At 39.8% G+C, this 26,235-nt stretch carries 23 protein-coding genes; all 23 read left to right on the top strand.

Translation table 11 applies throughout. The annotated features are described in order from the left end of the window. Positions 1-4: 4 nt before the first annotated feature. The 23 genes from G6R02_RS09355 to G6R02_RS09245 all read left to right on the top strand — a co-directional run bounded on the left by G6R02_RS09355 (position 5) and on the right by G6R02_RS09245 (position 26,086). A complete protein-coding gene (locus G6R02_RS09355) occupies positions 5-4,297 on the top strand; it encodes a PolC-type DNA polymerase III (protein WP_164668962.1) in 4,293 nt (1,430 codons plus the stop codon). A gap of 403 nt (positions 4,298-4,700) precedes the next feature. After that, the gene (gene rimP, locus G6R02_RS09350; RefSeq protein WP_164668961.1) at positions 4,701-5,171 is read left to right on the top strand and encodes a ribosome maturation factor RimP; all 471 of its coding nucleotides are present in this window, start codon (positions 4,701-4,703) and stop codon (positions 5,169-5,171) included. Between the two features lie 15 nt (positions 5,172-5,186). Beyond that, a complete protein-coding gene (gene nusA / locus G6R02_RS09345; protein ID WP_164668960.1) occupies positions 5,187-6,287 on the top strand; it encodes a transcription termination factor NusA in 1,101 nt (366 codons plus the stop codon). A gap of 12 nt (positions 6,288-6,299) precedes the next feature. After that, positions 6,300-6,581: an RNase P modulator RnpM gene (gene rnpM, locus G6R02_RS09340; RefSeq protein WP_164668959.1), complete on the top strand. Its 282-nt coding sequence runs from the start codon at positions 6,300-6,302 to the stop codon at positions 6,579-6,581. Then, entirely contained in the window at positions 6,571-6,870 is a 300-nt protein-coding gene (locus tag G6R02_RS09335) for a YlxQ family RNA-binding protein (protein ID WP_164668958.1), read from the top strand. The genes rnpM and G6R02_RS09335 overlap by 11 nt, the downstream gene beginning before the upstream one ends. A gap of 20 nt (positions 6,871-6,890) precedes the next feature. Next, entirely contained in the window at positions 6,891-9,098 is a 2,208-nt protein-coding gene (gene infB, locus G6R02_RS09330; RefSeq protein ID WP_164668957.1) for a translation initiation factor IF-2, read from the top strand. After that, positions 9,095-9,373 carry a DUF503 domain-containing protein gene (locus G6R02_RS09325; protein ID WP_164668956.1) on the top strand — a complete coding sequence of 93 codons (279 nt, stop codon included), beginning with the start codon at positions 9,095-9,097 and terminating at the stop codon, positions 9,371-9,373. Before infB ends, G6R02_RS09325 begins: the two co-directional genes overlap by 4 nt. A gap of 40 nt (positions 9,374-9,413) precedes the next feature. Further along, on the top strand, positions 9,414-9,758 hold the full coding sequence (rbfA, locus tag G6R02_RS09320; protein WP_164668955.1) for a 30S ribosome-binding factor RbfA: 345 nt from the start codon (positions 9,414-9,416) through the stop codon (positions 9,756-9,758). 79 nt (positions 9,759-9,837) lie between these two features. Beyond that, complete coding sequence (gene truB, locus G6R02_RS09315) at positions 9,838-10,731, top strand: tRNA pseudouridine(55) synthase TruB (RefSeq protein WP_164668954.1); 894 nt, start codon at positions 9,838-9,840, stop codon at positions 10,729-10,731. Between the two features lie 19 nt (positions 10,732-10,750). Further along, positions 10,751-11,689, top strand: a complete 939-nt coding sequence (gene ribF, locus G6R02_RS09310; protein ID WP_164668953.1) for a riboflavin biosynthesis protein RibF — start codon at positions 10,751-10,753, stop codon at positions 11,687-11,689. A gap of 126 nt (positions 11,690-11,815) precedes the next feature. Further along, positions 11,816-12,085 carry a 30S ribosomal protein S15 gene (rpsO, locus tag G6R02_RS09305; protein WP_164668952.1) on the top strand — a complete coding sequence of 90 codons (270 nt, stop codon included), beginning with the start codon at positions 11,816-11,818 and terminating at the stop codon, positions 12,083-12,085. A gap of 125 nt (positions 12,086-12,210) precedes the next feature. Further along, positions 12,211-14,325 (top strand): polyribonucleotide nucleotidyltransferase, encoded by a 2,115-nt coding sequence (pnp, locus tag G6R02_RS09300; protein WP_164668951.1) that lies wholly within the window; start codon positions 12,211-12,213, stop codon positions 14,323-14,325. Positions 14,326-15,261: 936 nt separating this feature from the next. Further along, entirely contained in the window at positions 15,262-16,218 is a 957-nt protein-coding gene (locus tag G6R02_RS09295; protein WP_164668950.1) for a polysaccharide deacetylase family protein, read from the top strand. A gap of 34 nt (positions 16,219-16,252) precedes the next feature. Continuing rightward, a complete protein-coding gene (locus G6R02_RS09290; RefSeq protein ID WP_164668949.1) occupies positions 16,253-17,476 on the top strand; it encodes a M16 family metallopeptidase in 1,224 nt (407 codons plus the stop codon). Positions 17,477-17,537: 61 nt separating this feature from the next. Next, entirely contained in the window at positions 17,538-17,771 is a 234-nt protein-coding gene (locus G6R02_RS09285) for a YlmC/YmxH family sporulation protein (RefSeq protein WP_164668948.1), read from the top strand. Positions 17,772-17,923: 152 nt separating this feature from the next. Then, on the top strand, positions 17,924-18,808 hold the full coding sequence (dpaA, locus tag G6R02_RS09280) for a dipicolinic acid synthetase subunit A (protein ID WP_164668947.1): 885 nt from the start codon (positions 17,924-17,926) through the stop codon (positions 18,806-18,808). Then, positions 18,808-19,395 carry a dipicolinate synthase subunit B gene (dpaB, locus tag G6R02_RS09275; protein ID WP_164668946.1) on the top strand — a complete coding sequence of 196 codons (588 nt, stop codon included), beginning with the start codon at positions 18,808-18,810 and terminating at the stop codon, positions 19,393-19,395. Before dpaA ends, dpaB begins: the two co-directional genes overlap by 1 nt. Positions 19,396-19,446: 51 nt before the next feature. Next, positions 19,447-20,487 carry an aspartate-semialdehyde dehydrogenase gene (gene asd, locus G6R02_RS09270; protein WP_164668945.1) on the top strand — a complete coding sequence of 347 codons (1,041 nt, stop codon included), beginning with the start codon at positions 19,447-19,449 and terminating at the stop codon, positions 20,485-20,487. Positions 20,488-20,497: 10 nt separating this feature from the next. Next, positions 20,498-21,727: an aspartate kinase gene (dapG, locus tag G6R02_RS09265; RefSeq protein ID WP_164668944.1), complete on the top strand. Its 1,230-nt coding sequence runs from the start codon at positions 20,498-20,500 to the stop codon at positions 21,725-21,727. Between the two features lie 32 nt (positions 21,728-21,759). Then, positions 21,760-22,626: a 4-hydroxy-tetrahydrodipicolinate synthase gene (gene dapA / locus G6R02_RS09260; RefSeq protein ID WP_205520095.1), complete on the top strand. Its 867-nt coding sequence runs from the start codon at positions 21,760-21,762 to the stop codon at positions 22,624-22,626. A gap of 110 nt (positions 22,627-22,736) precedes the next feature. Next, positions 22,737-23,471 (top strand): ClpP family protease, encoded by a 735-nt coding sequence (locus tag G6R02_RS09255; RefSeq protein WP_164668943.1) that lies wholly within the window; start codon positions 22,737-22,739, stop codon positions 23,469-23,471. Beyond that, positions 23,468-23,674, top strand: a complete 207-nt coding sequence (locus G6R02_RS09250; RefSeq protein ID WP_205520092.1) for a YlzJ-like family protein — start codon at positions 23,468-23,470, stop codon at positions 23,672-23,674. The genes G6R02_RS09255 and G6R02_RS09250 overlap by 4 nt, the downstream gene beginning before the upstream one ends. A gap of 132 nt (positions 23,675-23,806) precedes the next feature. Continuing rightward, the gene (locus G6R02_RS09245) at positions 23,807-26,086 is read left to right on the top strand and encodes a DNA translocase FtsK (RefSeq protein ID WP_164668942.1); all 2,280 of its coding nucleotides are present in this window, start codon (positions 23,807-23,809) and stop codon (positions 26,084-26,086) included. Positions 26,087-26,235 lie beyond the last annotated feature (149 nt).

Raw genomic sequence — 26,235 nt, 5'->3', positions numbered from 1 at the left:
TGCAATGGATATTTCGAAAAATGAGAAAATGAATTTGTTATTGAACCAGTTGCAAATATCTGAGGAATACATAAATTCATATTTTGGGGAAAGTCAGTTAATTCGACTCGAAGTACATAAGCAAATTAAAACCTGGCATTTTCATATTCAAATCAAACGCGTACTGCCAATTGAAGTGTACACCTTATTAATCACAAAATTGCGAGAAACCTTTCAACAATTCGCTCAAATTGAACTGACATTATATACGGATGAAAAGGATTGTGATGATCAAACTGTTTGTGATTACTGGAAAAACTTCCTTCAGGTAATCCCGGATTTATCACCTGGTTATAAAGACTTAGTACATAGTCAGGTTCCACGAGTAGAAAATAATAAAATTATGTTAACCGCGAGGAATGAAGCAGAAGGAAATGCGCTTAAAAAACGTCTGGAAGGTGCTTTTCGAGAGTACTGCAAAAAAATCGGCGCACCTGCTTTTTCACTTGACATTGATATTAAAACGGAAATGGCTGATCTTCAGAAATTCAGGGAACAAAAAGCCCAGGAAGATCAGGAATTAGTGTTAAAGACGGTACAGGAGAAAGAAAAACGTGATCAGGAAAAACTGAAAAACGAACATAATAAACCATTGATGCTTGGGCTTAAAATCCAAGACGAACCAATGCAAATGGAGGATATCCAGGATGAAGAGCGCCGTGTAACTGTACAGGGCTATGTATTTGCTTCAGAAATCCGAAAGTTGCGTTCAGGCAGGAGTCTCTTGATTGCAAAAGCTACCGACTATACCGATTCCCTGCAAATCAAGATGTTTTCAAAAGGCGATGAAGATGCGGATAAATTCGAACAATTAAAAGAAGGAATGTGGATTAAAGCAAGAGGAAGCATTCAAACAGATATGTATACAAATGAACTGGCTATGATGGCCAACGATATACACGAAGTTAAGGTTGAAACCCGTAAGGATATGGCACCTGAAGACAGCAAACGCGTTGAACTGCACGCACATACAACAATGAGCCAGATGGATGCTGTCGTTTCTCCATCAGCACTTATACAGCAGGCTGCAAAATGGGGACACAGGGCAGTTGCCATTACTGATCATGCTGGGGTTCAAGGTTTTCCAGAAGCTCATGGAGCAGGTCAAAAACATGGTATCAAGGTTCTTTATGGAGTTGAGGCTAACCTTGTCGATGATGGTGTACCAATTGCCTATAATGAAAAAGATGTTGATTTGGAAAATGGCACATATATTGTTTTTGACGTGGAAACAACTGGCCTGTCCGCAGTGTATGACACTATCATCGAACTCGCGGGTGTCAAAGTTCATCAGGGTGAGATAATTGATCGGTTCGAATCCTTTGCCAATCCTCATCATCCGTTATCTCAAACGACTACGGATTTAACAGGAATAACTGATGATATGGTAAAGGATGCTCCGGAAATTGAAGATGTGTTAAAGGATTTTCATGAATGGATGGGTGACGATATTCTCGTTGCGCATAATGCAAGTTTTGATATTGGTTTTTTAAATCAGGGATTTCAACGAATGGATTATGACAAAGTAACGAGTCCTGTAATTGATACACTAGAACTTTCAAGATTTTTATTTCCTGAACTTAAGAATCATAGACTAAATACAATGTGTAAGAAATTGGATATCGAATTAACGCAGCATCACCGTGCCATATACGATGCAGAAGCAACAGGATATCTGACCTGGAAATTAGTACAGGACTTATTGAAAAAAGAAATAACCAACCATAACCAGTTAAACAATCATATGGGAGAGGGCAATGCATATCAGCGTTCACGACCTTTCCATTGTACGTTACTTGCAAAAACAGAAGAAGGGTTGAAAAACCTGTATAAACTTGTTTCACATGCACATATCGACTATTTCTATCGCGTTCCACGAGTTCCTCGGTCACTCCTGCAAAAAATGCGTAAAGGTATTTTAGTAGGTTCTGCATGTGATAAGGGTGAAGTCTTTGAAACGATGATGCAAAAATCTGCTGATGAAGCGGAAAAGGTTGCGGGGTTTTATGATTATATTGAGGTTCAACCGCCAGCCAATTACGTACATTTGATTGAAAAGGATCTTGTTCAGAATGAAGCGCAAATTCTGGATATCTTATCCAAGTTGATAGATTTAGGCGATAGGATGAATAAACCAGTAATGGCTACAGGGAATACCCACTATATCCAAGAACATGATAAGTTGTACCGTCAAATATTAATTGCTTCACAGGCTGGTAATCCATTAAATCGGCAAACATTACCGGACACACCGTTTCGCACAACTAATGAAATGCTGGATTGCTTCAGCTTTTTGGGTGAAGAGAAAGCAAAGGAAATCACGGTTACCAATACGAATAGATTAGCAGATGAAATAGAGGAAATCTCGCCGGTTAAAGATGGCCTGTTTACACCAACCATTGAAGGTGCAGACCAGGAAATGCGGGATCTATGCTACACACGGGCTGGGAAAATCTATGGAGAACCTGTACCCCAAATTGTGGTGGATCGTCTTGAGAAAGAGTTGAAAAGTATCATTGATAACGGATTTTCCGTCATATACCTGATTTCGCATAAACTGGTTAAAAAATCGCTTGATGACGGTTATCTGGTTGGGTCGAGGGGATCTGTCGGATCATCTTTGGTTGCGACGATGACTGAGATAACGGAAGTGAATCCTTTACCACCACATTATGTATGCATGGAATGTCATCATCATGAATTTATTACTGATGGTTCCGTGGGAAGCGGGTTTGACCTCGTGGATAAAGACTGTCCTGGTTGCGGCAGACCACTCACAAAAGATGGACAGGATATTCCATTTGAGACGTTCCTGGGATTCAAGGGGGATAAGGTTCCTGATATTGACCTTAACTTTTCCGGTGCTTATCAGCCGCAGGCACACAACTATACGAAAGAGTTGTTCGGTGAGGAAAAAGTGTATCGTGCAGGAACCATTGGTACGGTTGCAGAGAAGACTGCATATGGCTATGTGAAAGGTTATGCCTCAGATAAACAGCTGGTTTATAAGAATGCCGAGGTTGACCGTCTTGTGCAAGGCTGTACCGGTGTGAAACGGACTACTGGTCAGCATCCTGGTGGGATCATAGTTGTACCTGAAGATAAAGAGATATTCGACTTTACACCAATTCAATTTCCAGCTGATGATCGTAAGAGTGAATGGAAGACAACACACTTTGACTTTCATTCCATCCATGACAATCTGCTGAAGCTGGATATTCTTGGACATGATGATCCAACAGTAATTCGAATGCTCCAGGATTTAAGCGGAATTGATCCAAAAACTATTCCGACAGATGATCCGGAAGTTATGAAAATATTCTCCGGAACCGAAGCTCTTGGAGTAACATCTGATCAAATTAACTGTAAAACAGGTACATTAGGTGTTCCGGAATTTGGCACTAGATTCGTTCGCCAAATGCTTGAAGATACAAAACCGGATACGTTTGCTGAACTCGTAATTATTTCAGGTTTATCACACGGGACAGATGTTTGGCTGGGTAACGCTCAGGAATTAATTAATGATGGTATTTGTGAACTGCCTGATGTTATCGGCTGCCGTGATGATATTATGGTTTATCTGCTGCACAAAGGTCTGGAAGCGTCACTTGCGTTTAAAATTATGGAGTTCGTCCGTAAAGGTAAAGGATTGCAGGATGACTGGATTGAAGAAATGAAAAAGCATGGAGTGCCGGATTGGTATATTGAATCATGCAAAAAGATTAAATATATGTTCCCGAAAGCACACGCTGCCGCTTATGTTCTAATGGCAGTCAGAATAGCTTATTTCAAAGTCCACTATCCTATTTATTTCTATGCAGCATATTTTTCAGTTCGGGCAGGTGATTTTGAACTGGACACAATGATTAAAGGGGCAGACGCAATAAGACAACGCATTGAAGGAATTATGGCTAAAGGTAATGATGCCTCACCTAAAGAGAAAAACCTTTCAACCGTATTGGAAGTAGCATTGGAAATGTGTGAACGAGGGTATTCATTCCAAAAAGTTGACTTGTATAAATCTACCGCATCCGAATTTATTGTAGATGGAAATTCATTAACCCCGCCGTTTAACGCCGTGGACGGGTTGGGTACGAATGCTGCTATAAACATCGTAAAAGCCCGTGAAGACGGGGAATTTCTCTCAAAAGAAGACCTGCGTGAACGCAGTAAAATTTCCAAAACGGTTTTGGAATATCTTGATAATCATGGTTGTCTGGAAGGAATGGCTGAAAAAAATCAGTTATCATTGTTTTAAATGGAAGAGAAGGTATTTATAGAAATTGAATGCTGAAACGATAGGAACATTGCAACTGGTATTAAATTAATATCCTTGCATGTATAATTTCGGTATCTAATAGAAATAATTCTATTAGGGAATGTATTAAAGTGGATTTAATCTTTCAATCAGCCATCAAATACTTATATGTGTTGCATCGCAGGTTTCATTGTGATATAGTTTTTATTGGTAAGTATTGATACGAACGGTTAAAGGAGTGGGAAAAACCCACTCCTTCTTCATACTTCTATTTTGCCATTTGACTCCCCTTGCCACATCTTCCGGCAGGGGTTTTGTATTAATTATGGATAGTGAACAAATGAAAAGAAGTGTGATTGTTCATAATAAGGTTTAAACACAACTGAATAAAGGAGGATAACTTTTGAGTTCTAACGTAGTAAAAACAGCGGAAGAATTGGTACAGCCCATTTTACAGGAAAAAAATCTGGAATTGGTTGATATTGAATATGTAAAAGAGGGAAAAAATTGGTTTCTTCGTGTTTATATTGATAAAGAAGGCGGCGTTGATATAGCTGAATGTGGGACGGTATCCGAGCAATTAAGTGAAAAGCTGGATGAATCTGACCCCATAAAGGATGCGTATTTTTTGGAAGTGTCTTCACCAGGCGTTGAGCGGCCGCTTAAGTCAAAAGAAGATTTTGAGGAAAATATTAATAATAACGTATATGTGAAATTATATGAGCCGATTAACGGTGAAAAAGAATACGAAGGAAATTTGATGGAGTTCACAAATAACACAGCAACCATTGAATACAAGGTGAAAACTCGTAAAAAACAAGTGGAAATTCCTTATGAAAAAATAGCCAAGGCAAGATTAGCAGTAACGTTATAAAGGGGGAAACGAAAAGTGAGCAGTCAGTTGTTTGATGCGATTGATTATTTGGAGAAAGAAAAAGGAATTGATAAGGACGTACTATTGGAGGCATTGGAGGCAGCACTGATTTCTGCCTACAAGAAAAACTTTAAATCTGCTACTAATGTACGTGTTGATATCGATGAAGTATCTGGAACAATGCGGGTATTTTCAAGAAAAACGGTTGTGGATGAGGTTGAAGATGTGCAGGAAGAGGTTTCATTGGATGAAGCAAAAAAAATTGACCCCAACTATGAGCTTGAAGATGTAATTGAAGTAGAAGTAACTCCAAAAGACTTTGGCCGTATTGCAGCCCAGGCAGCTAAACAGGTAGTTACGCAGCGTGTCCGGGAAGCCGAACGCGGTGTAATCTATGGGGAATATGCCGATCGTGAAGAGGATGTTATGACAGGAATTATCCAACGTAAGGATCCACGCTTTGTTTATGTGAACCTTGGAAAAATTGAAGCTAAATTAGCAGAGCCAGAACAAATGCCTACAGAAGAATACTATGTACATGACCGTTTGAAGGTATTTGTTACAAAAGTGGAAAATACAAGCAAAGGACCACAGATATATATTTCAAGGTCCCATCCAGGACTCCTGAAACGATTATTCGAAATGGAAGTACCGGAAATTTATGATGGTATCGTGGAAATTAAATCAGTTGCACGTGAGGCTGGTGACCGTTCCAAAATTTCTGTTCATGCTGAAGATCCTGAGATCGATGCAGTTGGAGCATGTGTCGGGCAAAAAGGTCAGCGCGTGCAAGTTATTGTCAATGAACTAAAAGGTGAAAAAATTGATGTTGTCGAGTGGTCTGAAGACCCTGTTGTTTATGTATCAAATGCTTTGAGTCCATCTAAAGTTGTTGAAGTTTTAGTAGATGAAGAAGAAAAAGCAACAACGGTCATTGTACCCGACTATCAATTATCACTGGCAATTGGCAAACGTGGTCAAAATGCTCGTCTGGCTGCTAAACTGACTGGATGGAAAATTGATATAAAGAGTGAATCAGAGGCTAGAGAGGAAGGCTTGCTGACAGAAGATGATTCTGATTATGACTCTGACGGTGAGGAAGACCTGTTCGAATAGGGGAGGATGTTCATGGCACAAAAACGAAAAATACCTCAAAGAAAGTGTGTCGTAACCAAAGAGATGAAGCCCAAAAAGGAACTCATCAGGATTGTCCGCAACAAAGAAGGAGAAGTCTTTGTTGATCCAACCGGCAAGAAAAACGGGCGTGGAGCGTATTTATCGAAAGACATAACTGTTATAGATAATGCCGAGAAGACTGGTGCTTTGAGCCGCCAACTTGATACGGCTGTCGAGCCATCAGTTTTTGATGAACTCAGAAGTTTAGTTGAAGGAAAGAAAAATGAAGAATAATTATTTAAATATGATTGGGCTGGCATACCGAGCCAGAAAGTGTTCGTTAGGGGAAGAAACGATTGTTAAAGACGTTCAGCAAAAAAGAGCGAAACTCGTTCTGCTTGCAAACGATGTTGGTCCCCAAACACGGAAAAAAATAACAGACAAGTGTAGAACCTATGAAGTACCATATGCAATAGTCGATGACAGGGAAACACTATCTAACGCTATTGGAAAATCCCAAAGAGTAGCTGTAGCTATTTTAGATGCAGGGTTTGCTGATAAGATCAAGTCGTTACTCGGGTAATTATTTTCGGGGGTGGATTTATGAGTAAAATGCGTATATATGAATATGCAAAACAGAACAATACGACAAGTAAAGAGGTAATTCAATACTTAAAGGACCTGAATATTGAGGTATCCAATCACATGTCGACGGTTTCAATTGAAACAATTTTAAAATTAGATGAAAAGTTTGGTTCCAATGAGCCGGAAAAACCGGCTAAAAAGAACCCGGATAAAAAACAGGGAAATAAAAACAATAATCGATCTGGTCAATCCAATAAAGGGAATGATCAATCGAAAAAAGGAAGCAATCAAAAAGGAAATAATCAAAAAGGAAACAATCATGGCAGTAAAGGAAAATCGGGTAATCATCCTAAATCACAGGGACAACAAAAAAAGGGACAACAACAAAACCGTAATAAAAAGCAGCAGCACGGTAAAAAAGGAAAGCATAATAATTCAGCTCCGCAACATCAAAAACCTGCTGTCAAGGAAACACCAAAACACATTACGTACAGCGAGACATTAACGGTAAGTGATTTGGCAGGCAAGCTGAATAAAGATGCATCCGAAATTATCAAAAAGTTAATGTTCCTTGGTGTAATGGCAACCAAGAACCAGGATCTTGATGATGATGCTGTAGAATTAATTTGTGCAGAGTATGATGTTGAGGTAGAAAAAGAAATTATCTTAGAGGATACCGACTTTGACAAATATTTAGAAGAAGATAAAGAAGCTGACTTAATTGAACGACCAGCAGTTGTTACGATTATGGGGCACGTTGACCATGGTAAAACAACGTTATTGGATGCAATTCGTCATACAAAAGTGACAGAAGGCGAAGCAGGCGGTATCACACAGCATATTGGTGCGTATCAAGTCGAAAATGAAGGAAAGAAAGTAACATTTCTCGATACTCCAGGACACGCAGCATTCACAAGTATGCGTTCACGTGGTGCACAAGTTACCGACATTGCTGTTCTGGTAGTTGCTGCAGATGATGGGGTAATGCCGCAGACAGTGGAGGCAATCAATCACGCTAAAGCTGCAGAAGTGCCAATTATTGTAGCAGTAAATAAAATGGATAAAGAAGGCGCTAATCCTGACCGTGTGATGCAGGAATTAACGGAATATGAACTGATTCCTGAAGACTGGGGAGGCAGTACAATTTTCGTTAACATGTCAGCTGTTAAGCATGAAGGTCTTGATGACTTACTGGAAATGCTTCTACTTGTATCGGAAGTAGAAGAATTAAAAGCAAACCCTAACAATAATGCTTTTGGTACGGTGATCGATGCCCAGCTTGATAAAGGAAGGGGCTCTGTAGCTACTTTATTAGTGCAAAACGGTACACTTCATGTGGGAGACTCGCTTGTAGTTGGTAACACATTTGGCCGTGTTCGTGCAATGGTCAGTGACATCGGAGAACGTGTGAAAGAAGCTGGCCCATCAACACCCGTAGAAATAACCGGTTTGAACGATGTGCCGCAAGCCGGCGACCAATTCCTAGTATTTTCCGATGAGAAAAAGTCACGTCAAATTGGTGAGGCACGCCAGCAAAAACACATTCAGGAAAATCGTACCGAGCAGACAAAAGTCAGCCTGGATGATTTATTTGAACAAATTAAACAAGGTGAAATGAAGGAAATTAATATAATTATTAAAGCAGATGTCCAGGGATCGGCTGAAGCAATGGCATCTTCACTTCGAAAAATTGATGTTGAAGGTGTTAAAATTAAAATCATCCATACTGGTGTAGGCGCTATTACGGAATCAGATATTATTCTGGCATCAGCATCTAATGCAATTGTAGTCGGATTTAATGTACGTCCCGATGCGAATGCAAAAAAGGCTGCAGAATCTGAAAAAGTGGACGTTCGTCTGCATCGAGTTATTTATAAGGTTATTGAAGAAATCGAAGCCGCGATGAAGGGTATGCTTGATCCGGAGTTTGAAGAGAAAGTAATTGGGCAAGTGGAAGTGCGTGAAACGTTCAAGGTTTCTAAAATCGGTACAATCGCCGGCAGTTATGTAACTGATGGTAAAGTCACGCGGAATTCAGGTGTAAGAGTAATTCGTGACGGGGTCGTTCAATTTGAAGGAGAAATCGATACACTTAAACGTTACAAGGATGATGTTAAAGAAGTTGCGCAAAACTATGAATGTGGTATAACGATTAAGAACTTTAATGACATTAAAGAAGGTGACATCATCGAAGCGTTTGTAATGGAGGAAATTGAGCGGACATGATTGTATATGCTGAAGTAGAATGCATGCTTTATGAGGGTCATTCACTTAAGCAAAAACGTTCCGTAATTAAGCGGCTAATGGCAAAATTACGGAAAGAATTGAACGTTGCAGTTACCGAGCTGGATTATCATGAACTGTGGCAGCGGACAAAACTTGGAATCGTAACGGTTTCCAACGAAAAAATACATGCTGAGCAGGTAATTCAGGAAGTTATGCGGATAATTGACACTTTCGATGAACTTGAACGCACAATTACCAATGTTGAAGAAATTTAGTCAGGAAACAGAAGATCGTCATTGTATAGAGGTGATCAAAATGGGTGACATTCGTTCAAATCGCGTAGCAGAGCAAATGAAAAAAGAATTGGGTGAACTCTTAAGTCAAAAAATTAAAGATCCACGTGTCGGGTTCGTAACAGTTACAGATGTAGAAGTAACCGGTGATTTGCAGCAGGCTAAAGTATTCATTTCCGTACTCGGTGATGAAGAGGAAAAACATGATACGTTAATTGGTCTGGCCAAAGCAAAAGGATTTATCCGTTCTGAAATCGGAAAACGCATCCGGCTACGCAAAACACCTGAAATTACGTTCGAATTTGATGAAGCTCTGGAACATGGAAACCGTATTGAAACAATTCTTCGCGATTTAAATAACAAATGAGAGCTGAAAATCTGACTCGCACGTTTAATGAGCGGGTCAGATTTTTCAATTTATATCCAATAAACCGGGAGCTGGTTAAATGAATGGTATATTACCTTTATGGAAACCACAAGGTATGACATCACACGATTGTGTAATGAAAATAAGGAAATTATTTCATGTTAAAAAGGTGGGGCATACCGGAACACTGGACCCTGAAGTAGAAGGGGTGTTACCTGTTTGTGTTGGACAAGCAACTAAAATAGTACCTTTTTTAACGGACACCAAAAAGACTTACATAGCAGAACTAAAGCTTGGAATTGCAACAGAAACGGAAGATAGTTATGGAGCCATAATCCAAGAGCAAAAGGTAGCAAATTTTCCATCTCAACAGTCTATTGAAAACGTGTTACAATTATTCAGAGGGAAGATAATACAAATTCCGCCCATGTATTCTGCAGTTAAAGTAAACGGCAGAAGATTATATGAATATGCACGGGTAAATGAGTATGTGAAACGACCGGAAAGACAGGTGGAAATTTACCAGCTTGAACTAACAGGGTATTCGAATCGAAATGGTAGTATTTCTGTGAGAGTTGTCTGTTCAAAAGGTACATATATTCGAACGTTGTGTGTGGATATCGGTAGAAGCTTCGGGTATCCCGCACATATGTCAGAATTAAAACGAATCGAAACAGGAACAATTAAGCAGAAAGACACGGTAACATTCAGTGACATAGAAGAGGCACTTGAATCAAACAGCCATGATCAGCTGCTGCTTCCTATTGCATGCGGTCTGAGTCACCTGGAGCATCTTTATGTTGATGAAAATACCAGAATGCGGGTGCTAAACGGTCAAAAGCTGTCAAAGCCTGAAAGCGTTCCGGAAAATGAACCTTTCGCGATTATGGTTCAAAACCGAGTGTTGGCAATTTATCAAATACATCCTGAAAAACCTGATCTAATAAAACCAGTTCGTGTATTTAATGAGTAAAAAGTGTAGGTGAAGAACATTGCGAACAATTGAACTGACATATCCTCATTCATTGCTATTGGATGACCTCCCTGAAACTGTTGCAGCTATCGGCTTCTTTGATGGTATTCATAAAGGACATCAGAAGGTTATTAAAACAGCTGTATCAAAGGCAAAGGAAGATAATATGGAAAGCGCCGTTATTACTTTCCATCCACACCCATCCGTTGTATTAAAAAAGGATACACAACACGTAAAGTATATTACACCATTACGTCAGAAGCAGGAGATTTTGCAGAAACTTGATGTTGATCGGCTTTACATTATCACATTTAATAAGGAACTATCGTCACTAGAGCCGCAGCAATTTATCGATCATTTTATTATCGGTTTGAAAATCAAACATTTGGTTGCTGGATTTGATTTTTCGTATGGCCACAAAGGAAAAGGTAATATGGAAGTCATTAAAGACCATGCCAGAGGGTCATTTGAGTATACAACAATCGGAAAAGTGGAAATGGATGATGTGAAAATAAGCTCTACAAAAATAAGGGAATTTCTTCAAAACGGTAAAGTTGAGCAAGCTAATCAATTTTTAGGAAGAGCCCTTACCGTTCATGGCATTGTTGTTGAAGGTGATAAACGCGGCCGAAAAATTGGTTACCCTACTGCGAATATCGAGGTAAACCCCGATGCATTGCTTCCAAAGCCAGGGATTTATGCAGTTAAAGTACTGTATAAGAATGAAGTCTATGAAGGGATGGCCAGTTTGGGATATAATCCGACATTTACACCTGAAAGAAATAATCTGTCTGCAGAGGTTAATATTTTTGACTATAACAATGATTTGTACGGTGAAGAGCTGCAGGTTGAATGGCACCGGTATATTCGGGATGAGGTCAAATTTAATAGTGCAGAAGAACTTATTGATCAAATAGCGGATGATGAAAAACGCATTCGAAATTACTTCTACAATTAAATTATCACTTGCATTTTGAGTGTAAAAGATGTATGCTAAAAAACGTAAAACCTTCGCTTGGCAAATCGAATCTCCGACGTTTGCTAGGGGATAGGGGCTATTAATATATTATTGGAGGTGAGCCAGATGGCAATCACAAAAGATCGTAAGAATGAAATCATCAGTGAATACAAGGTCCATGATAATGATACTGGTTCTCCAGAAGTACAGATCGCTGTACTTACTGAAGAAATCACAGCATTAAACGAACATTTGCGTGTTCATAAAAAAGACCACCATTCACGTCGTGGCCTTTTGAAAATGGTTGGTAAACGTCGTAATTTGCTTAATTATTTACGTAATAAAGATGTTACACGCTACCGTGAACTAATTAAAAAACTTGGCCTACGCCGATAAATCTTTTGAAAAAAGCAGGAGTAATCCTGCTTTTTTTATACTTTACTAATACATAAAATTTACATTTACGTCTATTAACTATAAAATGAGAGGTAGAATGTTTTTTGAAAGGAGTACTATAACTAATGACAGAAGGAAAACGAGAGTTCTCCACGGAAATTGCCGGTAAAAAATTTATCGTTGAGACAGGAGAACTTGCAAAACAAGCGAATGGAGCATGTATGATTCGCTACGGGGATACATCCGTATTGTCTGTAGCTACTGCATCCAATGAACCAAAAGATTTACCGTTTTTCCCGTTAACTGTAAATTACGAAGAACGATTATACGCAGTAGGGAAAATACCTGGAGGTTTCATTAAACGGGAGGGCCGTCCAAGTGAGAAGGCTACGTTGACTTCGCGTTTAATTGACCGACCGATAAGACCGCTTTTCCCTGACGGCTACAGAAATGAGGTGCAAGTCATCAGTACCGTTATGAGTGTTGATCAAGACTGTTCTTCGGAAATTGCTGCGATGATAGGTTCTTCGATTGCACTTACTATTTCCGATATTCCATTTTCCGAGCCAATTGCCGGTGTTGATGTTGGACGGATTGAAGGCGAGTTTGTAATTAATCCAACGATTGAACAACAGCAGAAAAGTGATATTGAACTGACAGTGGCTGGGACAAAAGAAGCTATAAACATGGTCGAAGCAGGAGCACAGGAAGTTCCTGAAGATGTTATGCTCGAGGCTATTATGTTTGGACATAAGGAAATTATTCGTCTTGTTGAATTTCAGGAAGAAATTTTAGAGGCTGTTGGTGTGGAAAAAGCAGATGTTAAATTACTTGAAGCGGATCCTGACATAGCTGCAAAAGTGGAATCTGAAGCCCGTGAAAAATTACTGGAAGCAATCCGGGTAGAAGAAAAACATGCAAGGGAAGAAGCAATAAGTAATGTGAAAGATGATGTATTGGCGCAATATGAAGAGGAAGACGAAGGTATTATCAAAAGTGTAAAATCGACACTTGATAAAATGGTAAAAGAAGAAGTACGCCGTTTAATCACAAAGGAGAAAGTTCGCCCTGATGGTCGTAAAGTTGATGAAATTCGTCAATTGTCCAACAGAATAGGAGTCCTTCCGAGAACGCATGGTTCAGGCTTGTTTACACGTGGACAAACCCAGGCATTAAGTGTTTGTACACTGGGTGCGTTAGGTGATGTCCAAATTCTGGATGGACTTGACCTCGAAGAATCCAAACGGTTTATGCATCATTACAACTTCCCGCAATATAGCGTAGGTGAAACTGGACCAATCAGAGGACCTGGACGTCGTGAAATTGGACATGGTGCATTGGGTGAACGTGCTTTGGAAAAAGTAGTTCCATCAGAAAAAGATTTTCCTTATACGATAAGGCTTGTATCTGAAGTGTTGGAATCAAATGGTTCAACGTCACAGGCAAGTATTTGTGCAAGTACTTTGGCAATGATGGATGCAGGTATTCCTATTAAAGCCCCTGTAGCAGGTATTGCGATGGGACTTGTCAAGTCAGGCGATGACTACACTATACTGACAGACATACAAGGTATGGAAGATGCACTTGGCGATATGGACTTTAAAGTAGCCGGAACTGAAAAAGGCGTTACCGCATTACAAATGGATATAAAAATCGAAGGTCTATCAAAAGAAATATTGGAAGAAGCATTAACACAAGCTAAAAAAGGACGGATGCAGATTCTGGATTCGATGCTGGCAACAATTAAAGAGCCAAAAGCGGAACTATCCGAATACGCACCAAAAATCCTGACAATGAGTATCAATCCGGATAAGATACGTGATGTTATTGGACCAAGCGGTAAACAAATAAATCAAATTATTGATGAAACCGGTGTAAAAATTGATATTGAGCAGGATGGAAGTGTATTTATTTCATCCACTGATGCATCAATGAATGATAAAGCCAAGCAGATTATAGAGGATCTCGTGCGTGAAGTAGAAGTTGGACAAATGTACCTTGGTACAGTAAAACGAATTGAAAAATTCGGTGCATTTGTTGAATTATTTAAAGGAAAAGATGGATTGGTCCACATATCCGAGTTGGCTGAAGAGCGAACCAATAAAGTGGAAGATGTTGTTTCCATTGGTGATCAAATCATGGTTAAGGTAAAAGAAATTGATCGCCAGGGCCGCGTAAATCTTTCCAGAAAAGCAGTACTAAAAGAGGAAAAAGAAAAAAGTGAAAAATCGAGAACTTAATAAAGCAACAACCAATCAAGAAGCTGGAACTCCAGTTTCTTTTTTACTTTATTGTTGCTCATACATAATGATTTGTTAATTAAACCAAAACCCAAAATATACTTGGGCTCGTTATGTTGCTGTTTGTTAATGATGCAGCACTGTTTTACAGCACGCGGATTATCGGTGGAATTTCTCGCTTAGCAGTTTAGGAAGGTGTGTCAATTGTTGCATCATATAGTTATTATAGCTGTTTCGGTATATATTTCTTATCCTTCTCACTTATATAATCGAACGTGAATTTAAAAAGGTGGCATATTTTTTATAAAATTCATGCCACTTTTTGCTCCTGTTATCCGATTATATTAGTAGAAGGAGGGAATTAGCAGGTATGCATGTTTGGGTTTTTTTGGTTACTGCACGATTTCACGCCCGTTGTTAAGCATTTTCTATAAACTGCGAAAAAGATTGGTTAGGTCATTTATTGTAGCTCACTGAAGACGCAGCTGGAATTTATTCGCCTTCCTAAGGTCTTGTGCCGAGCCCTCCTCAGCTCGTACCTCGCCTGCGGGGTCTCGCCTAACTTGTACTTCCCACAGGAGTCTCGCATATTCCAGTTGCTGGTTTAAAGGTTTTGATTTTTTCTCTTTACTAATAAAATATTGATTTACCTTGATAAAGTGAGCAAGATTGAGCGGAGGAAATACGCTGAGACTCCTGGGGGAGGAAAGGCATAGGTGAGACCCGGAGTGAGTTAGCACGGAGTGGGCTCAGCAGCCGCCCCCCGGAAAGCGAAGTGTATTTCCGCAGCGGTGTTGTTGCACACAACTTAAATCTACACGAAGTAATAAAGTAACATAAATCACGATAAGAGCCTTCAGGTAAATCACTGCGTTTATTTTTTCATATCTTGTCCTTCCCGTTCATATTAATGAATGAGAGGGGGGGAATGTGGTTATGTCCCGTTATCGTTCAGTAGTTCACTTCTGTGTATTTGTTATTATTGTTGCAGTGGCTTTTGGTGATGAGTATAATCCATTTAAAATAAATGAAGCAGAAACATTTTCATATGCCGTAAATGATGTAACCATGACTAAAGATTCGTTATATCAAAAGATACAGAAGAAAAAATCAAACTATGAGAAGCCTCCTCAAAATGCAGTTATTGATAAGGTATGGAAGAAAATGCCTGGTCTGAACGGGATAAAAGTTGATGTGGAAAAATCATATGAACAAATGAAAAAAGGAGATACGTTTGATGAAACGTTACTTGTATATGAGCAGGTTCCGCCGGAAATTTCGCTAAACGAATTACCTCCTGCACCTATTTATCGTGGACATCCCGATAAAGATATGGTCGCACTTATAATCAATGTATCCTGGGGTACAGAGTACATCCCTTCCATATTAAACATATTAAAAGAGCATAATGTTAAAGCAACTTTTTTCATAGAAGGAAAATGGGCAAAGGAAAATGCTGATTATGTAAAAATGATTGATGAGCAGGGACATGTTATAGGCAATCACGCATATAACCATCCTGATATGGGCCGTTTGTCCGGAAAGGAAATCAGGGAACAAATTAACCAGACAAATGAAATTCTTGAAGCTATTATTGACAAAAGACCAAAATGGTTTGCTCCTCCGAGTGGCAGTTTTAATGATCAGGTTGTTAAAACGGCAGATGACTTGAACTTGGAAACGATACTGTGGAGTGTGGATACGATTGATTGGAAGAATCCGTCAGTATCTGTTATGATGAACCGAGTAGTCAGCAACATTCACCCTGGTGCAACCGTATTGATGCACCCAACATCTTCAATCGTTCAAGGGCTTGATTCGTTGATTGTAAATATAAAGGAACAAGGTTATAAAATTGGAACCATTGCTTCGTTAATGAGTGAAGAAAGATAGCTTTTAATTGGTTGCAATCATAGGAGGATAAACATTGATAGAAAAACATACGACCGAAAATGGACTTCGAATTGTATCAGAAAATATACCATCAGTACGTTCTGTTACGATCGGTATCTGGGTATTAACCGGTTCAAGAAATGAATCAGAACAGAATAATGGGATTTCCCATTTTCTTGAGCATATGTTTTTTAAAGGAACCAAAACACGGTCACCTCAGGATATTGCCGAAGCATTTGATGCAATAGGCGGACAGGTTAATGCGTTTACATCAAAAGAATACACATGTTTTTATGCGAAAGTAATCGACACACATAAAGAATATGCACTGGAAATATTGGCAGATATGTTTTTTAATTCTTCGTTTGATGAGGAAGAAATGGAACGCGAGAAAAAAGTTGTTCTGGAAGAAATCAAAATGTATGAAGATACTCCGGATGATATCGTACATGATATTCTGGCACGGGCTTCATACGGGGAACATCCACTGGGTTATCCGATTTTAGGTACCGAAGAACATCTGAAATCGTTTAAACCTGATACACTAAGAAATTATATAAAGGACCGTTACACACCGGAAAATGTAGTTGTCTCTGTAGCCGGTAATGTGGACGATTCTTTTATCCGTACTGTTGAAGGTTATTTTGGCAACTTTGAATCAAAACCTGAAGAGACAGATATTAAAAAACCAGTATTTTTGGCAAAAAATATCGAAAGAAATAAAGATACCGAACAGGCGCATCTATGTTTGGGATACAATGGTCTTCCGGTAGGCGATGAATATACGTACAGTTTAACAATAATGAATAATGTTCTTGGAGGAAGTATGAGTTCAAGACTCTTCCAGGAGGTCAGGGAAAAGCAGGGCTTAGCCTACGCTGTATTTTCGTACCATTCGTCATTTTTGGATAGTGGGTTGCTTACAATCTATGCCGGTACCGGAAAAGAACAGCTTCCATTATTGCAGGATACGATTAACCAGACAGTGGATGAGCTGATCAGCAAAGGGTTAACTGACAAGGAACTCAAAAACAGTAAAGAACAGTTAAAAGGGAATCTCATGCTGAGTCTAGAGAGCACGAGCAGTCGTATGAGCCGAAATGGAAGAAACGAATTACTGTTGAAGCGCCACCGGACGTTGGATGAAATGGTACAGGAGATCGATGCGGTGAACCATGAGAAGATACAGCATGTTATTGAGGCACTTTTTGAGCAATCGCCATCCAGTGCTTTGATTGCCCCTGAGATTACTTCCTGATCATAGATTTGATCTGTTGGCATATATATGCTAATAGCTGGATTTTCATGGAGGCGATTCTGTGCGTTATAAGGATATAAGCGGTAAGGAAATTGTTAATGTCAACCATGGAACACGGTTGGGCATACTGGGTCAAACTGATCTGGAAATCGATGAAAATACTGGACAGATTCAATCATTTGTTATTCCAAATTACAAGTGGTTCGGGTTGAAAAAAGAGGGTGCTGAAACAAAAATCAGGTGGAGCTCCATAAGGAAAATCGGTGAGGATATGATTATGATCGAAATGGATTAGGATTATAACGATTAGGTTGAGGCCAGTATCATTTTTAAAGATGCTGGTCTTTTTTTATGTTTTAAATCCCCATCTAATCACTAACTAACGAAAAACACATAAACTGTATAGAATAATTTTAGTGAAAGTATGTCTGGAGGGGTTTTTCAATAATGAATCAACTAGTCGCTGTAATAGGTGGGGATGCGCGTTACCTGGAATTGATACGACAGTTGCAAACGTTAGCTGATACATCCATTTATCTGGTTGGATTTGATAACCTGGAGCAAGGATTTACTGGATTAAAACAAATGGATTTTCATGAATTGGAGCCGGAAAAATTGGATGCAGTAATTTTGCCAATTACTGGAACCAATAGCGAAGGTGACGTTGAAACGGTATTTTCCGACCAAAAATTCCGGTTAACGGATCAATGGTTTGAACGGTTAAAAGATTCCGCTATTGTATTTACCGGTATAACCAACGATTATTTATCTTCAGTTACAGATAAGCACAATATTTCCCTAATTCCATTATTTAACCGGGATGATGTTGCTATTTACAATTCCATTCCTACCGCAGAAGGAACAATTATGATGGCAATTGAACATACTGACTATACAATTCATTCGTCTCGGGTGATTGTCGTCGGATTTGGAAGGGTTGGAAACACAGTCGCCAATAAGTTCTCAGCGCTTGGTGCGAAGGTTTCTGTTTGTGCAAGAAGTATTATGGATTTGGCAAGAATTACTGAAATGGGGCTTACAGCAATTCCACTGGATAAATTACATGAGCATACAGACGAATGTGATTTACTGATTAATACGATACCAGCACAAGTGGTAACAAAAAAATCGATTCAACAGCTTCCACCACATGCATTTATTATTGACCTTGCCTCAAAGCCGGGCGGAACAGACTTCGATTATGCCCAGCAGCGTGGCATCAAAGCCACTTTGGCCAGAAGCTTGCCTGGAATCGTTGCGCCTAAGACATCCGGTAAAATTATGGCGGATGTTATTAAGCAATTTTTGAATAACAGGGAGGAGCGTTTATAATGTCATTGGAAGGAAAGCGAATAGGTTTTGGTTTTACCGGATCACATTGTACGTATGACCAGGTGTTCCCTCAGTTGGAACTATTGGTTGAAGCGGGAGCCGATGTGGTTCCAATTGTGACGTATACGGTCCGTACAACAGATACAAAGTTTGGTAAAGCGGAAGATCACGTAAAAAAAATCGAATCAATTACCGGAAAACAGGTGATTACAACGATGCCTGAGGCTGAGCCATTAGGCCCTGAGTATCCGTTAGATTGCATGGTTATTGCGCCACTGACCGGGAATTCGATGAGTAAACTGGCAAATGCATTAACCGATTCGCCAGTATTAATGGCTGCGAAGGCAACAATGAGAAACCAGCAGCCAGTTGTTTTGGGTATTTCCACTAACGATGCGCTTGGATTAAATGGTGTAAATCTAATGCGATTGATGGCCAGTAAGCTTATTTATTTTATTCCTTATGGTCAGGATAATCCTTATAAGAAGCCGAATTCATTAGTCTCCAAAATGGATTATTTGCCTGATACCGTGGAAGCTGCACTTGAGCATAAACAAATTCAGCCTGTAATTGTTCCTTATGAATAGGATAGTATGGTAAAATAGTAGGTACTTACTAATTAATGGGGAGTTATGAAAATGGTAAACAAAGAAGCATATAATATAGCTGTTGTTGGTGCGACTGGTGCAGTCGGACAAAAAATCGTTCAAATACTTGAAATCAAGGACTTACCTATAAATGAATTAAAGCTTTTATCATCAAAAAGGTCAGCAGGAAAGAAAGTAAAATTTAAAAATAAAGAAATCACAGTGGAAGAAGCGACACCAGAAAGTTTCTCCGGCGTAGATATTGCTCTCTTTTCCGCCGGTGGTTCTGTATCCAAAAAACTTGCACCGGAAGCGGTAAAACGTGGTGCGGTCGTTGTGGATAATACCAGCGCATACCGTATGGATGAAGAAGTTCCGTTAGTGGTGCCTGAGGTAAACGAAGAGGACATTAAGTCACATAAAGGTATTATCGCAAATCCAAACTGCTCAACCATTCAGATGGTCGCAGCATTAAAACCGCTCCAGAAAGCTTTCGGACTGTCGCGTGTTATCGTTTCAACGTACCAGGCTGTTTCAGGTGCTGGAAGCCAGGCAAATGAAGAGCTGGAAAACCAAATAAAACAGTATGTAAATAATGAGGAAATGACAGCAGAAATATTGCCTGTCAAAGGCGATGAAAAACATTATCCAATCGCGTTTAATGCACTTCCGCAAATTGACGTATTTCGGGATAATGGCTACACCTTTGAAGAAATGAAGATGATCAATGAAACCAAAAAAATCATGCATGCTCCGGATTTGCCGGTGGCAGCAACCTGTGTCAGATTACCTTTTTTCACCTCACATGCAGAAAGTGTTTATGTCGATGTTAAGAAAAGTGGATTAACAGTTGAGGATATATGGAAGGTATTGAGGGAAGCGGATGGCGTCATTTTGGAGGACGACATTGCGACACAAACATACCCAACGCCACTCACTGCGACAAATAAAGAAGAAGTATTTGTCGGACGTGTACGCAAAGATCTGGATAATGACAAAGGCTTTCATTTATGGGTTGTATCCGACAACCTTGTTAAAGGGGCTGCTTGGAATACGATACAAATTGCAGAAAGGGTAATCCAAATAGCTTAGAGGTGACAAAATGCAGATATTAGTTCAAAAATTTGGTGGTACTTCAGTTCAGACAGAAGAAAATAGAAATCATGTTATCCGGCATATAAAAGATGCATTAATGAAAGATTACAAATTGGTAGTCGTTGTATCTGCATTAGGGCGTAAACCGGATCCATATGCAACAGACACATTATTGGACCTTATAGGATATCCCGGAAATTACAACTCCAATCGTGAGCTTGATTTATTAATGTCGTGTGGTGAAACAATTGCATCGGTCGTATTATCCAATGAACTGAAGAAACATCACATAAACGCTGTAGCATTAACAGGTGCTCAAGCCGGTTTTATTACAAACGATGATTTTAATCAGGCAAAAATACAAGAGGTAAAAACAGATCGGATTGAAAATGAATTTAAACAAAATGATGTTATTGTAGTGGCAGGTTTTCAAGGTCAAACTGCTGCAGGTGAAATAACTACCATTGGCCGAGGCGGCAGTGACACAACAGCTGCTGCCCTCGGTGCTGCACTGCAGGCTGACCGTATTGAAATTTTTACGGATGTAAATGGGATAATGACTGCCGACCCGCGTGTAGTGTCCAGTGCCAGACCTCTGGATATTGTAACATATACGGAAATTTGTAATTTGGCCTATCAAGGGGCAAAGGTAATCCACCCCCGTGCTGTGGAGATTGCCATGCAGGCAAAGATACCGATGCGCGTACGGTCAACCTATATGCAGGATGAAGGAACGCTTGTGACAACATCAAGAATACAGGAAATAGGAAAGGATATTCCGGATCGGCTTATTACCGGAATAGCACACATGTCATCGATAACGCAGATAAGAATTCAAACGAAAGAGGAGACACACAGGCTGCAATCCGACGTTTTTAAAGCAATGGCTGAAGCAGGGATTTCAGTGGACTTTATAAATATTTCTCCAACAGGGGTTATTTATACAGTTCCTGAAGCACACACGCAAAAGGCTGTAGAAATCCTGGAAACGTTAGGTTTTCATCCCGAAATCACAGAAAACTGTGCAAAAGTATCGGCTGTCGGTGCTGGAATGACAGGTGTTCCGGGGGTAGCATCAAGGATCGTGCAGTCGTTAACGAACGCCGGTGTACAAATTTTGCAATCGGCTGACAGTCATACAACTATTTGGGTGCTTATTCATGAAAAAGATTTAAGAACAGCTGTAAATGCCTTGCATGATGTCTTTGAATTAAGCAATGCCAATGAGCTGGTTTGATTAATTATTTCAATATAGAAAGGTGTAATATTATGCATTTTGGCAATATACTTACGGCAATGGTAACACCATTCGACTCAAGTGGTAAGATTGACTTCGACCAGACAACAAAACTAATCGAGCACTTGCTTGAAAATGGAAGTGAAGGATTGGTTATTGCCGGAACAACAGGTGAATCCCCTACACTGACAACAGATGAAAAAATCGCTCTTTTCAAACACACGGTAAAGACTGTGAATAATCGAGTTCCGGTTATAGCTGGAACCGGCAGCAATAATACTGCCGCTTCCGTTTCATTGACAAAAGAAGCGGAAGCGTGTGGAGTTGATGGTGTGATGCTTGTTGCACCATATTATAATAAGCCAAATCAGGAAGGGCTCTTTCAGCACTTTTCAACAATTGCGAGTGAAACAAAACTTCCGGTGATGTTATATAATATTCCAGGCCGATCAGTCGTTAAAATGGATGCAGACACGATTATTCGGCTAAGTAAGATGGAGAATATCGTCTCTGTGAAAGAAGCAACCGGAGATTTGGATCAGGTATCTGAGATCATCGAAAAAACAAGCGACGATTTCAGTTTGTATAGTGGTGATGATGGGATGACATTGCCGCTGCTCTCGGTTGGAGCAAATGGAGTAGTATCAGTCGCATCACACATTGTCGGCAATGCAATGCAGGATATGGTTAATGCATATCAAGCGGGAAATGTAAAAGATGCTGCAGCAAAACACCGTAAATTATTACCGGTTATGAATGGTCTATTTGCTGCACCTTCACCTACACCTGTAAAAGCAGCACTAAATATAAAAGGTATTGATGTTGGCAGTGTTCGTTTGCCGTTAATACCACTTACAGAATCTGAAGAACAAACGTTGAAAAAATTAATTGAGGTGTAAGGAAATATCGGCTGAAACTGCCGATATTTTTCTTTTTTCTGCATGGTGCACTCCTTCTTCGTCCATACTATATTTATACGTACTATTATATTGAGAAGGAGTGTCCATACATGGAAAAAGAACCGTCAAAAAAAGATGGTCAGAATCAGGGAGATCAGGCTAATGCTTCCTCGCTGGTGCAAAAGATCCAGCAATTAGGTCAATCAAATGTACCGCAAGCTCCCGACTCCAACATACATGTTTTGTCCATCATCGGACAAGTTGAAGGACATGTGCAATTGCCGCCGCAGAATAAAACAACAAAATATGAGCATTTACTGCCGCAATTAATAGCCATTGAACAAAACCCTAAGATAGAGGGTCTGGTTGTCCTCTTAAATACCGTTGGTGGTGACGTGGAAGCTGGTCTTGCTTTGTCCGAAATGATTGCATCCATCTCAAAACCAACAGTATCAATTGTTTTAGGCGGGGGTCATTCAATCGGTGTTCCTATCGCTGTAGCAACAGATTATTCCTATATAGCCCCCACCGCTACGATGACCATTCACCCGATACGTTTAACCGGACTTGTTATTGGTGTACCACAGACCTTTGAATATTTGGATAAAATGCAGGAAAGGGTAATTGATTTTGTAATCCATCATTCCAATGTCAAAGAAGAAAAATTTAAAGAGCTCATGTTTGCCAAAGGTAACCTTACTCGTGATATTGGAACCAACGTTATCGGCGATGATGCAGTTAAATATGGTTTAATTGATGGAGTCGGCGGTGTGAAAGAAGCAATGGAAAAAGTAAATGAATTAATTAAGGCTAACAAAGGGCCGGAAGATCAGGTGATTCAATGATTTTATATACACCACTCTCAGAAACGGATATTTTTCCTGGTTCCGATAAGGATTTCACCAATCGTCATTGTGTTACTTATCAGGGAAAGGACATGTTTGTCGAGGAAACAGAGGATGGGAAATACCAACTGCTTCAATTATTATCCACCGATCCACAGGATTTTTTAAATAGTGACTACAACCCTGGAACTATTTTACGGTAATTCTTAAGCTATTAGCATAATCTGTGCTATAATAGAGTTGATTAGCACTGCAACGTCGACCCTTGCCAAAAATGGCAAGGGTTTACTGTTCAATATCATAAATAATTGCCTATTTTAATTGAGGTGATAGTTTTGGCAAAGAAAAAGAGAAGAAAAAAGAAAAATCAACTTAAAAAGCAAGTGAAATATGAATTATTGGGATTACTTTTTATATTTTTGGCTATTTTCGGAAGTGGTGCAAGTGCGATTAGTGATGGAGCTATTCCGGGTGGTCTTGAACATATTTTCCGTTTCTTTCTGGGAATCTGGTATTTTATAGCTTCGATATTCCTCCTTGTTACCGGGATCATTTTGATGGTGAAACGACGTTACCCCTATTTTTTTCATAAAAAATTGATTGGGTTTTATATCATTTTTGTTGGTGTTTTACTGTTAACACATATCCAGACATATGAAAGATTGCTGATAGTTTCAGAGGAAACTTCGATTTTAAAGGCTACATGGGATAACTTTTTTGCTTATGTAGATGGCAGCGGCAGTGTTGTACAAACCGGTGGAGGTATGATTGGAGCAATTCTATTCGCGTTTTGCTATTTCTTATTTTCCTCAGTTGGTGCGAAGATAGTTTCCGTTTTTTCCATCATAATCGGCTTTATTTTTATAACAGAGTTTTCGTTGGGAGACTTCTTTTCAAAATGGACTAAACGAATTTCGGAATCTATTAAAAATCTTAGAAATAAGTGGAGAGAGTCACGTCTTAATAAACAAATCACTGACGATGAAGAGGGCTATGAGGTGGCTTCAGTCCCTGATCCGGAGCCGGACAATGATCCTGGTGAACCTGTTATCCAGGACTTCACAGATGTTGCGTATTCATTCGAACCTGAGAAGTCGACTGAGCCGTCCGGTGAAAATGAGGATAATACCGACTCCGAAGTGATCGATAACAATGATGCACCATTGCCGATGACGGAAGCGGAAAACCATGAATATGAATTACCAGCTCCAGGTTTGCTTGCTGAACCATCGCAAAGTTCACAGCAGCATGAGAAATCATATATCCAGGCTACAGTCCGAAAATTGGAGAGGACGTTTAATAGTTTTGGAGTAAAAGCAAGAGTTACCAAAGTCCATGTTGGTCCGGCAGTCACAAAATATGAGGTATATCCTGAAGCGGGTGTAAAGGTTAGCAAAATTGTTAATCTGCATGATGATCTGGCCCTGGCGCTGGCGGCTAAGGATATTCGTATCGAAGCGCCTATACCTGGTAAATCTGCGGTAGGCATTGAAGTTCCGAATCAGGAAATAGCTATGGTTTCGTTACGTGAAGTACTGGATAGCAGCTTTAGTAAATCTTCCAAACTATTGTTTGCACTTGGAAGAGATATTTCCGGAGATGCTGTAGTATCGGAACTGAATAAAATGCCGCACTTGCTTATTGCCGGTGCAACAGGAAGCGGTAAAAGTGTTTGTGTAAATGGTATTATTACGACAATATTAATGCGTGCCAAACCACATGAAGTAAAAATGATGATGATTGATCCAAAGAAAGTTGAACTGAATGTATACAACGGTATTCCGCACTTACTGGCACCAGTTGTTACAGACCCGAAAAAGGCATCAAGGGCGCTCAAAAAAGTAGTTGCGGAAATGGAAAGAAGGTATGAACTGTTTTCTGATACCGGGACACGCAATATCGAAGGGTATAATGAATACATCCGCAAGTACAATCAGACAGTGGAAGAGGAAGAAAAGCAGCCAAACCTTCCTTATATTGTAGTACTGGTTGATGAGTTGGCAGACCTGATGATGGTTGCTTCAAGTGATGTTGAGGATGCGATTACACGATTGGCGCAAATGGCCCGGGCAGCCGGGATACATTTGATAATCGCTACGCAACGTCCATCAGTAGATGTCATAACGGGTGTTATTAAAGCGAATATTCCATCACGTATTGCGTTCAGTGTATCTTCACAGACTGATTCACGTACAATATTGGATTCCGGTGGTGCAGAGAAACTGTTAGGTCGCGGTGATATGCTGTTTATGCCAGTGGGTTCTTCTAAACCAACACGAGTACAGGGAGCTTTTTTATCTGATGAAGAGGTTGAACGGATTGTTGACCATTGTATTGATCAGCAAAAAGCAACGTATCAGGAAGAGATGATACCGGAAGAAACCAGTGAAGTAACATCAGATGTGGATGATGAATTATATGATGATGCAGTACAATTAATAACAGAAATGCAAAGCGCAAGTGTATCCATGCTGCAGCGAAGGTTCCGCATTGGGTATACAAGAGCTGCCCGATTAATCGATGCTATGGAAGACAGAGGTATAGTAGGGCCTTATGAGGGGAGTAAACCTCGTAATGTACTAGTTTCACAGCCCAGTGAAGAGAAGTCTTCCTGAGGAACACAAACTAGTGGCTGCAACAAAAGTGTTTTACCAAAAAAATCCGAACTAACTGGAAAATGGTGCATATAACCGCTCCGGAAATATACTTCGCTTTCCGCGGGCGACTGTTGAGCCCCCTGGCGCTACCGCGCTGCGGGGTCTCA

Origin of the sequence: Virgibacillus doumboii, assembly GCF_902806455.1 — a bacterium.
Taxonomy (GTDB): domain Bacteria; phylum Bacillota; class Bacilli; order Bacillales; family Amphibacillaceae; genus Lentibacillus; species Lentibacillus doumboii.
The sequence above is the reverse complement of the archived record's forward strand: the minus strand, read 5'-3'. Positions and strand labels throughout refer to the sequence as shown.